The following is a 12,676-nucleotide window of genomic DNA, read 5'->3' as shown; positions in this document are numbered from 1 at the left end:
AGGGAAAGAAATGGCGGATGCATCGGGAAGCGGGGGTCTTGGGGCCCTCACACTTGGCGGTATTGCCGGCGCGGTGGTGGTCGTGGGCGGCGTGGTGCTTTACCAGCTGGGGATGTTTGGCACTGTAGCACCCGACGGCGCGGTGGTGACCGAAAAGACCGCCGGACAGGCGGCGGACGGCAACGGGGCGTTTTCCGGCACCGGCGGCGAATCCGGCCAGCCGCTGCAGAACCGGGCTGTTCAGGAAGCGGCAAGCAATCAGGTTGAAGCGGTTGAAGACGGCCCGCAGCCGGTAGCCGGGGCGGCGGAGGAAAGCGCCGGGTCGGACATCGCGGCTGGAGATCAGGCCGAAGCTGTGCCTGACGGCAGCGGAGCGGAAGGTGCCGGTGATGACGGCGAAACGGCAGAGGCCGGCGCGGATGACGCCGGAGCGGAAGCACCGGATCAAGGCACTGAACTGGCGGCTTTGACCGCCCCTGGGGACACCGCAGCGGGCGCCCGGCCTGAGCCGGAAACCGAAGCCGCAAAAGAGGATATTTTTGTGCTGCAGGCGCCGGAACTGGATCTGGTGCGGGTGGACAGCGATGGGGCCGCCGTGATTGCGGGCCGGGCGCAGGAAGGGGTGCAAATCTCGGTCCTGCTCGACGGTGAAATTCTGGAACAGCTTGAGGTGCCGGAAGGCGGCGAATTTGTCTCTCTGACCACGATTGAGCCCAGTGCGGATGCCCGGGTGGTTTCGCTGATGGCCGAACATGGGGGCGAGCAAAGCGCTTCCGGCGCCTCTTTCATCCTGGCGCCGGCCAGCCCGGTGGCTGCCGCTCTGTCGCAGGAGGCGGCGGAAACGGCTGCGGAAGGCCCGGCAGATCAGCTTGCAGCGCTGAGTTCCGAAGTCGCTGCAGCAAAGCTGCCGGAGCCCGCTCAGGCGGCGGAACAGGAATCCCTGGAAGAAAAGTCAGCCGCGGCCGGGACGGAGGAAGCAGTTCCATCCGCGCAGGGCGCATCTGACACCGGGCAGGATGCAGCCGAACCCGCCGCATCTGAAACGGCACCCGGCAGTGCGGCGCCTGCCGCTGACCCGGCCGCTCCGCAGCCGCAAGGGCAGGCGGTTGCCGTGCTGCGCGCAGACGAGGACGGGGTTGAAGTGGTTCAGCCCGCGATCCCCGCCGATCCGGAGCTGAGCGCGGAAGTGGCGCTGGATTCGATCAGCTATAACGGCACCGGCGGTGTCGAACTTGCGGGCCGGTCACGGCCGAAGTCGCGGGTGCGGGTTTACGTGGACAATCTGCCGGTTGCCGAACTGGACGCGGCTGAGGACGGCCGCTGGACCGGGGAACTGGCTGATGTGGCGCCGGGGGTTTACACCCTCCGGCTGGACGAAGTCGAACTGGGTTCCGGCAAGGTGGTCAGCCGTCTGGAAACGCCGTTCAAGCGCGAAGCGCCGGAGGTCCTGCCGCAGCCCGGAGGCGATGCGGAGCCGGACCGGCCAGCACCGCTGGTACGGGCGGTTACGGTGCAGAAGGGCGATACGCTCTGGGCCATATCGCAGCAGAAATACGGCAGCGGCTTCCTGTACGTCCGGGTGTTCGAGGCCAACCGCAGTGCGATCCGCGATCCGGATCTGATCTACCCCGGGCAGGTGTTCACCATTCCGGAATAAACATTCTAAAACGCGCCTCTGCGGCGCGTTTTTTCTGCCCGACCCTCGCAAAACCGTGAACAGGTGAATATCTGGAGGTGTCTAGCCAGGAACCGCCATGACCCAGACAGATCAGGCCGCCGCGCCGCGCCAAGCCGAAATAGCCCGAGACGAGCGCCGGTCCGGTCTGCGCACCCTGCGCAAGGTGGGGCCGTACCTTTGGCCCGCGGGCAACCGGGCGGTGAAGGTGCGGGTGGTGCTGGCGCTTGCGGTGCTGGTGCTGGCAAAGCTGATCGCGGTCTACACGCCAATGCTCTACAAGGGTGCGGTGGACAGCCTGGCAGGCGAGGGCGTGCCGCCGCTGGCGCTGGGGGCCGTCGGCCTCACCGTGGCCTATGGCCTGTCGCGGATCCTGACCACCGGCTTCCAGCAGCTGCGCGATGCGGTCTTTGCCCCGGTGGGGCAGCGCGCCCTGCGCCGCCTGGCGCTGGAGACCTTTACCCATATCCACCGTCTGTCGATGCGCTATCACATCACCCGCAAGACCGGCGGCCTCAGCAGGATCATCGAGCGCGGGGTGAAGGGCGTCGAATTTCTGCTGCGCTTCATGCTGTTCTCAATTGGGCCGCTGATCCTGGAACTGACGCTGGTGGCAGTCATCCTGACAGTGCTGTTCGACGCCTGGTATCTGGTTGTCGTGGCCGTCACCATCGGGCTCTATGTCTGGTTCACCTTTGCGGTCACCGAGTGGCGGGTGAAGCTGCGCCGGGAGATGAACAAGCAGGACACCGATGCCAACCAGAAGGCAATCGACAGCCTGCTGAACTTCGAAACGGTCAAATATTTCGTCGCCGAGGAGCGCGAGGCGGCGCGCTATGACGGCGCCATGCGGGGCTACGCCCAGGCCGCGCTCAAGACCGCATATTCGCTGGCCTTTCTGAACTTCGGCCAGAGCGTGATCATCACTGCCGGCCTGATCGGTGTCATGGTGATGGCCGCGATCGGGGTGGAACGCGGCGATCTGACCGTTGGCGATTTTGTCATGGTCAACGCCTACATGATCCAGATCACGGTTCCGTTGAACTTCCTCGGCACCGTCTACCGCGAGATCCGGCAAAGCCTGGTGGACATGGGGGAGATGTTCGATCTGCTGGAACAGCCCGCGGATGTGAGCGACCGGGCGGACGCACAGCAGTTGCAGGTCAATGGCGGCCGGATCACGCTCGAGAATGTGCGGTTCTCCTACGATGCGGGCCGTGAGATCCTGAAGGGCATCTCGCTGGAGGCGGAGCCGGGGCAGACGGTGGCCATTGTCGGCTCCACCGGGTCCGGCAAATCGACCATCGGACGGCTGCTGTTCCGGTTCTATGACGTGACCGGCGGGGCGCTGAAGATCGACGGGCAGGATGTGCGCGGCGTGACCCAGAAAAGCCTGCATCAGGCCATCGGCGTGGTGCCGCAGGACACGGTGCTGTTCAACGACACGATCCGTTACAACATCGCCTACGGCCGCGACGGTGCCACCCAGGAAGAGGTCGAGCAGGCGGCGCGCGATGCGCAGATCCACGACTTTATCATGGCGCTGCCGGAAGGCTACGACACCCAAGTGGGCGAACGCGGCTTGAAACTGTCCGGCGGTGAAAAGCAAAGGGTGGGGATCGCCCGGACGCTTCTGAAGAACCCGCCGGTGCTGCTCCTGGACGAGGCAACGTCGGCGCTGGACACCGACACCGAGCAGGAGATCAAGGAGGCGCTGGCGCGGGCCGGGCAGGGACGCACGGTGATCACCATCGCGCACCGCCTGTCCACCATTGCCGAGGCCGACCGGATCGTGGTGCTGGAGCAGGGCGAGATCGCCGAAACCGGCACGCATGAGGAGCTTCTGGCACGCGAAGGGCGCTACGCCCGGCTGTGGCAAGGCCAGCAGGCGGACCAGGACGCGGCCTGAGAGGCCTGGCAAGGGACCGCCATGCGGTCCGCCCCCAGCCGACGCCCCTCATGACGGATGAAGCGGACCCTCAAAGCGCGCCGGTTGCGGGATTATGCGGCCATTGGCTGCCTCTGTCCCGAGGACAACGATACCCAGGTGGAGAGAAAACCGGGCCTGTGTGCCGCCACCGGCAGGCTTTCTGCGCTGTGGCAGACCTGCTGTCCGCAAACGAAAAAGCCCCGCGGCAGCGGGGCTTTTGCTTGTTTGATTACTCCGCGGCCCGCAGGCGTCCCCGGGGGGCAGGGGGCTGCGGCTCGTCCTCTTCTGTTCCAGCCTCGCGTTCGCCGGTCTCGGGCAGCTTGTCTTCGATCCATTGAATTTCCGTGGTGGGCAAATGGCGCGCCTTTTTGAACAGCTTGGAATCCTGCGCGATTCGGCTGGAACGGCCGCGGGTGATCCGCGACAGCATCCGGCCCAAGGCGCGCATGTAGGTCGAGAACCATACCCGGATCGCGAGCAGCGACGGCGTCACCACCAGAGTCAGCACCGTTGCGATGCCCAGCCCAAAGACCACGGCGGTTGCCAGCTGCTTCCACCACAGCGCGGTGGGGCTGTCGATGGAGTAGCCGCCGTTGATGAAGTCCAGGCTGACGCCGAACATCATCGGCGTCAGGCCCGCCATCGTGGTGATGGTGGTCAGCAGCACCGGGCGGATGCGGGCCTCGGCGGTGCGGATGATCGCCTCGATCCGCGGCATCTGCTGGCTGAACTCCTGATAGGTATCGATCAGCACGATGTTGTTGTTCACCACGATACCCGCCAGCGCCACAATGCCGGTCCCGGTCATGATGATCGAGAACGGCTGCTGCATCACCATCATCCCGATCAGCACGCCGGTCGTGGACAGCACCACGGCCAGCAGCACCAGCACCGAATTGTAGAAGCTGTTGAACTGGGCCAGCAGGATCACGAACATCAGCGCCAGCGCGCCTGCAAAGGCCTTGGACAGGAAGGCGCCGGATTCCTCCTGCTCCTCCTGGTCGCCGGTCCATTCCCAGCCGATGCTGCGGGGAAGGGGGTCGGTCTTCAGCCACTCGGTCAGGAGGCCAATCCGCTCGTTCGGGTTCACGGGGCTGATCTTGGCGCCATTTTCCAGTGCGGCCTGCACCTCCTCAAAGCTTGCGGCTCCGGTGAGCTGTGCCAGCTGCATGGTCTTGCCGTTTGGCGCAACCAAGGTGTCGCCCGAGGCGGAAGCGCCTTCGGGCAGCTCCTTCAGGACCGCCAGGCGGGTCATTTCCCCGCTATCGGCATTCTCGATCACAACCTTGCTCAGTCCGGGCTCAACGTCCGCCTTGACGTCATAGAAACGCTCCTGGCCGATGCGGTTGATCTGCGCCAGCTTCGGCACCGGGTGGCGGGTCACGAAGTTCGACAGCGGCACCAGCCCGTCCGCGGTGCGGACCTTGAGGTTGTCCAGCGTCGACAGCACCCGGTCTGCCTCCGGCAGGCGGACGCGGATCTCGATCTCTTCATCCGAACTGTCGACCCGCATGGTGTCCAGCAGGATGCCGCGGGTAACCAGCTGCACCATTGCGCCCACGGTCGCCACGTCGGCGCCGTAGCGGCCGGCCTTCTCGACATCCACGTTGATCTGCCAGTCGATGCCGGGCAGCGGCAGGCTGTCCTCGATCAGGATCAGGCCCGGGGTATTCTCGAACTTCTCCCGCGCGGCCAGGGTTGCCGCGGTCAGATCCTCCCAGCCGTCGCCGCGCAGCCGCAGATGCACCGGCTTGCCGGAAGCCGGACCCTGCGCCAGGGCGCGGACCTCGACCTCGAAGCCGGGCAGCTTGCCGAGCACGGCATTCAGCTCTTCGATTACGGTGTTGCCGTCATATTCTTCGGCGATCACCTTCTTCTCGAACCCCAGGTATTGGCTCAGAACCCCGCCCAGCCAGCCGCCCAGCGGCTCGCTCTCGGTGGGGCGTTCTTCCCACGGGATGATCTCGAACTGAACCTGGCCGATGGTGTCCGGCGGCAGCTGCGCGCCCGATGCGTCGGTGTTCAGGCCGCCATCACCGGCAAAGGAGAACACATTGATCACCGCGTGATGGTCCAGAATGATCTCTTCGGCGGCGCGGACCAGCTCGTCCTTTTCATGCAGCGAAATATTGCCCCGGGCGCGGATATAGGCGGTGGCCTGTTCCGGTTCCGAATCCACAAAAAACTCGACGCCATAGTTGTTCTCGCTGAACATCGAGAACACGGTCATGATGGCAAAGCCGACAGCAGCGATCGTGACCACCGGCATAACGGGATTGCCGGCGATGAACTTGATGACCAGGCCAAACGGCGTGTGATGGTAACCGGGGGCAACCTCCTTTTCCTCACGCTCGATCCTGACCGAGCTGAGAGTGATCGAGGTGGCAAAGGCGGCGAGGGTGAACACCAGCCCGCCGAACAGCACTCCTGCCATCGGGCCGGTGCCGTCGCCTAGCAGGTATGATGGATTCAGCATCTGCATCGCACCTGCAAACATGCCCCACATGGAGACCGGCACCAGCAAGGCGCGCAGCCACCAGGGCGCGATCATGCGCAGGGCCCGGGAGGCGCCCTCGAAGGTGCGGCTGATGCGGCCGGTGACACCGCCCATGACCGGCAGGTAGATCAGTGCCACCACCAGCGAGGCCGACAGCACGAAGATCAGGGTCACCGGCAGCATGCCCATGAACTCGCCCGGCACGCCGGGCCAGAACAGCATCGGCAGGAAGGCGCAGAGCGTGGTCGCGGTGGACGACACGATGGGCCAGAACATCCGCTGCGCCGCCTCGACATATGCGTGCATCGGGCCGGTGCCTTCCTTGATCCGCTTGTCGGCGTATTCCACCACCACGATGGCGCCGTCGACCAGCATCCCCACGGCGAGGATCAGGCCGAACATCACGATGTTTGAGATCGAGATGCCCATCAGGGCGAGCAAGGCGAAACACAGCAGGAATGATGTTGGAATGGCAAAGCCAACCAGCAGCGCAGCCCGGCTGCCAAGGGCGGACAGCACCACGATCATCACCAGTGCGATGGCGGTCAGCACCGACCCCTCCAGCTGGCTGACCATCGAGCCGACCACGCGGCTCTGGTCGTTGGAGGTGCCGACCTCGACCGCGGCCTGCAGTTCGGGCGGCCAATTGGCCTTGGAATCTTCCAGGGTCGCCTTCACCAGGTTCACGGTGTCGATCAGGTTGTAGCCCTTCCGCTTCACGACCTGCAGGGCAACCGTATCTTCGCCGTTGAAGCGGGCGGTGCCCTCGCGGTCTTCGAAAGTGAAGTTGATCTGCGCCAGTTCACCCAGTTTCACCACCCGGTCGCCGTTGGTCTTGATGGGCAGCTGGTAGATGTCCTTCACATCATCGAAGGAAGAGGGGATCTTGACCGAAAACGCGCCTTGGCTTGTTTCCACCTCGCCGGCGGCAATCAGCTGGTTGTTGTTTTGCACAACATTGATCAGCTCCAGCGCGGTGACGTTATAGGCTTCCAGCCGCAGCGGGTCGATCAGCACCTCGACCATCTCGTCGCGGTTGCCGGCGATCCCGGCCTCCAGCACCGCATCCAGCGCTTCAAGGTCGTCCTGCAAGTCCTTGGCAATGCGCGCCATCGTGCGTTCCGGCACCGCGCCGGTCAGGTTCACGATGACAATCGGGAATTCGGAGAAGTTGATCTCGGTGATCGAGTATTTCTCGGCGCCTTCCGGGAATTCGGCCTCGGCCTTGTCCATGGCGTCGCGCACGTCGGCCATGATGGCGGTCTTGTCCCAGCCGAACTCGAACTCCAGCGCCACCCCGGCATAGCCTTCGGCGGCGGTGGAGGTCATCTTGTCGAGCCCGTCGAGGTCGGCAAGCTCGGTCTCCATCACCTTGACCAGCAGGGTTTCCGAATCCTCGGCGGAGATGCCGGGGAAGGGGACCGAAATGAACAGGGCCGGGATTTCGATGTCCGGCTCGCCCTCCTTGGGCAGCATCGAGTAGGCAAAGCCGCCGACAAGCAGCGAAATCGCGATGAAGGCGAGGACCATCCGGGCGCGGCCGGCGGCCCAATCGACGATGCCAATCACTGTTCAGTCTCCCGGTAGGTGGCCGCCACGGCGACGCCTTCGGTCACGAAATCCTGTCCCACCACGATCACGTCCGCGGTTTCCGGAAGGCCGCTTAGCCAGACGCCGTCCGCTTCATCCCGCAGAAGCTGCACGGGATAGAATACCACGGTGCTGTCGGCTCCGACAACGCGCACGCCCAGCTGCCCCTCGTTGTTGAGGGTCAGCGCCGATTGCGGCAGCTTGTGCGCCAGCGACCCTGCCGAAGAGATCGCGATGTCTGCCGTTTGGCCGTCACGGATGCTCAGGTCCGGGTTCGGCACGGTGATCTCCACCTCAAAAGTGCGGGTTGTGGGATCGGCGGAACGGCTGAGGAATGTGACCTCGCCTTGGACTTGCTGGCCGGTGGAAAGCTTGGCGCCCGCAGTGGCGCCGAGCGACACCTTGTTGACCTCGGCCTCGGGCACATAGCCAACCAGCTTGATCGTGTTGAGCTGGATCACCGTGCCGCACAGGCTGCCCGGCTGCAGCAGGCTGCCGAGCTCTGCGGTGTCGCTTTCCAGCAGCCCGTCAAACGGAGCGGTGATTTTCAGAAGCGCGATCTCCCGCTCAGCCGCAGCCACGGCTGCTTGCGCCGACCGCTGGGCAGCCTCGGACGAGGCCAGCCGGGTCTCAGAAGCATACCCGCCCTCGGACAGCTTCGAGGAGGCTGTGAGGTTGATTTCGGCCTCTTTCAGCTGCGCCTGCGCTTGCAGCAGGGTGGCGGGCCGGGTTCCTGGATCCAGCTCGCACAGCAGGTCGCCCTTTTTGACGTGGGCGCCCTTGCGCAGCGGTTCGGAAATCACCGTCGAAGTGGTTTCGGCCCGCACCTCCACCTGCCGTATGGCCTGGGTTTGTCCGCGCAGGATCACGGCATTGCCGATGGTGCGCGCCTTGCTGCGCAGCGCCACAACGCCGACACGCGATTCTTCTGCCTGGGCAGTCTGCTGGCCGCCAGCGGCTGCCGGGTCAGCCTGGCCGGCGTCCGAAGCGCTCTCGCCGCGGGCAAAGGCCATCAGGTCGTCGCGCTCGATAACCACCAGATAGAGGCTCGCGGTGACCGCCACTGCGGTCAGTATCGGTACAATGCGCATGTCGGCTCTTTCCTGTTCTCATTTTTAGCCCCGTGAAAGCCGCCATAGACCGGTTGCGGCCGGAGCTGTTCGAAACGGGGATCGCGCGTATGTGATAGACCTGATATAGGAGATGTCCATTCTAAACTAAGCAGTTCAGTTCACATTTCTTGCTTTTCTGGCCGAAATGACAAAGTTTTTGGTGCAAACGGGCCACTTGGCTTGGCCTTTGTGCCGGGGTAAGAGGGGCGCGACGCATTCAATACTGGCGCGGGCCAAGGTCCGGGCCGCGCATATCAGGGGCTTTTCATGAGCGATACCGACAGCTTTATCGATGAGGTGACCGAAGAGGTCCGCCGTGACCGGCTATTCCTGATGCTGAAGCGCTACGGATGGATCGGCGGCGTGGCTGTCGCGCTGATCGTCGGCGGGGCGGCGTTCCGCGAATACACCAAGGCACAGGAACAGGCCGCGGCGCAGGAACTGGGCGACGGCATCACTGCGGCACTGGAAGCCGAAGACAGCGACGCCCAGGCAGAGGCGCTGGCCGCGGTTCCGGCCAGCAGTGCCGGCGGGGCAGCCATCCTGAACATGCTCGAAGCGGGGGCGCTGGCGGAGGCTGGCAAAACCGCTGAGGCGGTTGCTCAGCTGGAGGCGGTTGCCGTCGACGGCGAACTGCCGCTGATTTACCGGCATGTCGCCGGCTTCAAGGCGCTGGCGCTGCAGACCGAAAGCCTGAGCGTTGCCGACCGCCGGGTGCAGTACGAGGCGCTGGCCCAGCCCGGCGCGCCGCTGGCGCTGCTGGCCGCGGAACAGCTGGCGCTGCTCGATATCGAAGAAGGCAACACCGAGGCAGCCATTGCCCGGCTGCGGGAGATCGTGGCGGATGCAACGGTCACTGCAGACTTGAAAGACCGCGCGTCTCAGGTGATTGTGGCGCTTGGCGGCACGGTCAACGAGGACGCTGCGCCTGAGGGGTAAGGCGCTCCGCGGATGGGAATTTGCGGACCAGGAACGGCAGACAGGGCAGGGCAATGACAATAAACAAAACTTTCTCCCGGGCACGGGTTCTTCTTTGCACAACCGCAGCTGCGGCCGTTCTGGCGGCCTGCGCGGAAGAGGAAGTCATTCTGCGCGGAGAGCGTGAGGACATCCGGCCCGAGGCCGCTGTGGAGATCGTCAATCAGTCCCGTGCCATTTCCCTGCCGCAGCAGGTTGCCAACGCCAGCTGGGAACAGGGGCACGGAGCCGAGGCCGGGCGCACCGCGCACCCGGCGCTGTCGGCGGCCCCGCAGAGGATCTGGTCCGCTTCGATCGGTGCCGGCGACAGCCGCCGCCAGCGGATTACCGCAACCCCGGTGGTCGGCGGCGGGCGCATCTACACGCTCGACAGTTCCGCCAGGGTGTCCGCGGTGTCCCCCCAGGGGCAGGTTCTGTGGCAAAGCGAATTGATCCCGGCAGCCGATGATGAGGGGCAGGCCACCGGCGGCGGTTTGGCCTTCGACGGCGGCGTCCTGTATGTCTCGTCCGGCTTCGGTGTGCTGACGGCGCTGAATGCGGCGGACGGAAGCCTGATCTGGCGGCAGGAACTGGAAGCCACCGGCTCGGGCCAGCCGCGGGTCAGCGGCGGTCTTGTCTACCTGGTGGCAGGTGACGACACCGGCTGGGCGGTGAACACAAAGGACGGACGCATTGCCTGGCAGATCGATGCCGCACCTTCGCCGGCCAATGTTTTGGGCGCCCCGGCTCCCGTTGTCACCAATGACCTCGCAGTCTTTGCCTTCGGTTCCGGCGACCTGATTGCCACTTTCCGCCGCGGCGGCCTGCGCCGCTGGAGCGCCTCGGTTTCCGGCCAGCGCACCGGCCGGACCCTGTCGCGGATCAGCGACGTCACCGGCGCGCCGGTGGTCTCCGGCAGCCGTCTGTACGCAGGCAACAACTCCGGCCGCACTGTGGCAATCGACCTGGAGACCGGCGACCGGCTGTGGACCGCACGAGAAGGCGCAGCCGGCACCGCATGGCCTGCGGGCGGCAGCCTGTTCCAGGTCAGCGACCTCAATCAGCTTCTGCGCCTGGACGCAGCCAGCGGCGAGGTGATCTGGGCGGTGGACCTGCCCGGTTATCTGAAGGACAAGCCCAGGAAGCGCGGCCAGATCCATGTGCACCACGGCCCCGTGCTGGCCGGCGGTCAGCTGGTCCTTGCCTCCAATGACGGGCTCCTGCGCTTCTTCAACCCCACCGATGGCAGCCTGGCCCGCACCGTCGAAGTGCCCGGCGGCGCCACAACGGCACCGGTTATTGCCGGGCGGACGCTTTATGTCGTTTCCACCAAGGGCGATTTGCTGGCATACCGCTGACAGGTGTTTCCGGGTGGCGGAAGCCGCCCGGATGCGCTATGAGCCGCGTCTGAATCGCAGAAAGCTGGTCTGATGTCCTTTACCCTCGCCATCGTGGGCCGCCCGAACGTGGGCAAGTCCACCCTGTTCAACCGCCTTGTGGGCAAGAAGCTGGCCCTGGTCGACGACCAGCCGGGCGTGACGCGCGATCTGCGCGAAGGCGCGGCGCGGCTGGGCGATCTGCGCTTCACGGTGATTGACACCGCGGGTCTGGAGGACGCCACCGACAACTCGCTGGAAGGCCGCATGCGCCGCCTGACCGAGCGGGCGGTGGACATGGCCGACATCTGCCTGTTCATGATCGACGCGCGCACCGGCGTCACCCCGACTGACGAGATCTTTGCCGACATCCTGCGCCGCAAGTCCGCGCATGTGATCCTCGCCGCCAACAAGGCCGAGGGCAACGCTGCCGAGGCCGGGGTGCTGGAAGCCTACGGACTGGGCCTGGGCGAACCGCTGCGTCTGTCCGGCGAGCACGGCGAAGGGATGCCGGACCTTTATGGCATTCTGCAGCCGCTGGCGGAGAAATTCGAAGCCGCGGCCGAAGAGCATGCGCCGGTCACCGATGTCGAACTCTATGAAGAGATCGGCGAGGACGAGGAAGAGATCATTCCGGTCCCGACCGATGCCAAGCCCCTGCAGGTCGCTGTGGTCGGCCGCCCGAACGCGGGCAAATCCACCCTGATCAACAAGATCCTTGGCGAGGAGCGGCTGTTGACCGGCCCGGAGGCCGGGATCACCCGCGATGCGATCTCGCTGAAGATCAACTGGAAAGACGTGCCGATGCGGGTGTTCGACACCGCGGGCATGCGAAAGAAGGCCAAGGTGCAGGAGAAGCTGGAGAAGCTCTCTGTGTCCGACGGCCTGCGCGCGGTGAAATTCGCCGAGGTCGTCGTGGTGCTGCTGGACGCCAGCATCCCGTTCGAGCAGCAGGATCTGCGCATCGCCGACCTGGCCGAGCGCGAGGGGCGCGCGGTTGTGGTGGCGGTCAACAAATGGGACGCCGAAGAGCACAAGCAGGAAAAGCTGCGCGACCTGAAGGAAGCCTTCGGCCGCCTGCTGCCGCAGCTGCGCGGCGCGCCTCTGGTGACAGTGTCCGCCAAGACCGGCAAGGGGCTGGACCGGCTGCACGAGGCAATCATGCGCGCCTATGGCACCTGGAACCGGCGTATCCCCACCGCGGCGCTGAACCGCTGGCTGGTGGGCATGCTGGAACAACACCCGCCGCCGGCCCCGCAAGGCAAGCGGATCAAGCTGCGCTACATGACCCAGGCCAAGAGCCGCCCGCCGGGGTTTGTGGTGATGTGCTCGCATCCCGACAAGCTGCCGGAAAGCTATACCCGCTATCTGGTCAACGGCCTGCGCGAGGATTTCGACATGCCCGGCACCCCGATCCGCCTCTATATGCGCGGGCAGGGCGACAAAAACCCTTACAAGGGCAAGCGGGCCAAGAATGCAGGCGCGCTGGAAAAGCACCTGAAAAAGCGCGGCAGCTGAGACAGCCCGTCAGAGGCGGAA

At 65.2% G+C, this 12,676-nt stretch carries 7 protein-coding genes; 5 read left to right on the top strand and 2 right to left on the bottom strand.

Annotation, left to right across the window (positions count from 1 at the left end; genetic code table 11):
* Positions 1–10: 10 nt before the first annotated feature.
* Both KUV26_RS04045 and KUV26_RS04040 read left to right on the top strand, forming a co-directional pair.
* Positions 11–1,657 carry a LysM peptidoglycan-binding domain-containing protein gene (locus KUV26_RS04045; RefSeq protein WP_222507391.1) on the top strand — a complete coding sequence of 549 codons (1,647 nt, stop codon included), beginning with the start codon at positions 11–13 and terminating at the stop codon, positions 1,655–1,657.
* Between the two features lie 97 nt (positions 1,658–1,754).
* Positions 1,755–3,584, top strand: coding sequence for an ABCB family ABC transporter ATP-binding protein/permease (locus tag KUV26_RS04040; RefSeq protein WP_222507390.1), 1,830 nt, complete (start codon positions 1,755–1,757; stop codon positions 3,582–3,584).
* Between the two features lie 250 nt (positions 3,585–3,834).
* Here the strand turns inward: KUV26_RS04040 and KUV26_RS04035 are convergent, their stop codons facing one another.
* Both KUV26_RS04035 and KUV26_RS04030 read right to left on the bottom strand, forming a co-directional pair.
* Positions 3,835–7,671, bottom strand: a complete 3,837-nt coding sequence (locus tag KUV26_RS04035) for an efflux RND transporter permease subunit (RefSeq protein WP_222507389.1) — start codon at positions 7,669–7,671, stop codon at positions 3,835–3,837.
* Positions 7,668–8,783, bottom strand: a complete 1,116-nt coding sequence (locus tag KUV26_RS04030) for an efflux RND transporter periplasmic adaptor subunit (protein ID WP_222507388.1) — start codon at positions 8,781–8,783, stop codon at positions 7,668–7,670. The genes KUV26_RS04035 and KUV26_RS04030 overlap by 4 nt, the downstream gene beginning before the upstream one ends.
* A gap of 288 nt (positions 8,784–9,071) precedes the next feature.
* Here KUV26_RS04030 and KUV26_RS04025 point away from each other — a divergent pair, with 288 nt between their 5' ends.
* The 3 genes from KUV26_RS04025 (at position 9,072) to der (ending at position 12,655) form a co-directional block, all read left to right on the top strand.
* On the top strand, positions 9,072–9,743 hold the full coding sequence (locus tag KUV26_RS04025; RefSeq protein ID WP_222507387.1) for a hypothetical protein: 672 nt from the start codon (positions 9,072–9,074) through the stop codon (positions 9,741–9,743).
* 53 nt (positions 9,744–9,796) lie between these two features.
* A complete protein-coding gene (locus tag KUV26_RS04020) occupies positions 9,797–11,119 on the top strand; it encodes a PQQ-like beta-propeller repeat protein (RefSeq protein WP_222507386.1) in 1,323 nt (440 codons plus the stop codon).
* A 72-nt stretch (positions 11,120–11,191) separates the two neighbouring features.
* Complete coding sequence (gene der, locus KUV26_RS04015; protein ID WP_222503045.1) at positions 11,192–12,655, top strand: ribosome biogenesis GTPase Der; 1,464 nt, start codon at positions 11,192–11,194, stop codon at positions 12,653–12,655.
* Positions 12,656–12,676: the final 21 nt, after the last annotated feature.

Source organism: Leisingera daeponensis (assembly GCF_019801465.1).
GTDB classification, from domain to species: Bacteria; Pseudomonadota; Alphaproteobacteria; order Rhodobacterales; family Rhodobacteraceae; genus Leisingera; species Leisingera daeponensis_A.
Note: the sequence above shows the minus strand (reverse complement) of the source record. Positions and strands in the feature narration are given on the sequence as shown.

What these genes read in the sequence shown, in the direction of transcription:
- KUV26_RS04030 (WP_222507388.1), bottom strand. Translation starts at nt 8,783, where the DNA reads ATGCGCATTGTACCGATACTGACCGCAGTGGCGGTCACCGCGAGCCTC.
- der (WP_222503045.1), top strand. Translation starts at nt 11,192, where the DNA reads ATGTCCTTTACCCTCGCCATCGTGGGCCGCCCGAACGTGGGCAAGTCC.
- KUV26_RS04045 (WP_222507391.1), top strand. Translation starts at nt 11, where the DNA reads ATGGCGGATGCATCGGGAAGCGGGGGTCTTGGGGCCCTCACACTTGGC.
- KUV26_RS04040 (WP_222507390.1), top strand. Translation starts at nt 1,755, where the DNA reads ATGACCCAGACAGATCAGGCCGCCGCGCCGCGCCAAGCCGAAATAGCC.
- KUV26_RS04020 (WP_222507386.1), top strand. Translation starts at nt 9,797, where the DNA reads ATGACAATAAACAAAACTTTCTCCCGGGCACGGGTTCTTCTTTGCACA.
- KUV26_RS04025 (WP_222507387.1), top strand. Translation starts at nt 9,072, where the DNA reads ATGAGCGATACCGACAGCTTTATCGATGAGGTGACCGAAGAGGTCCGC.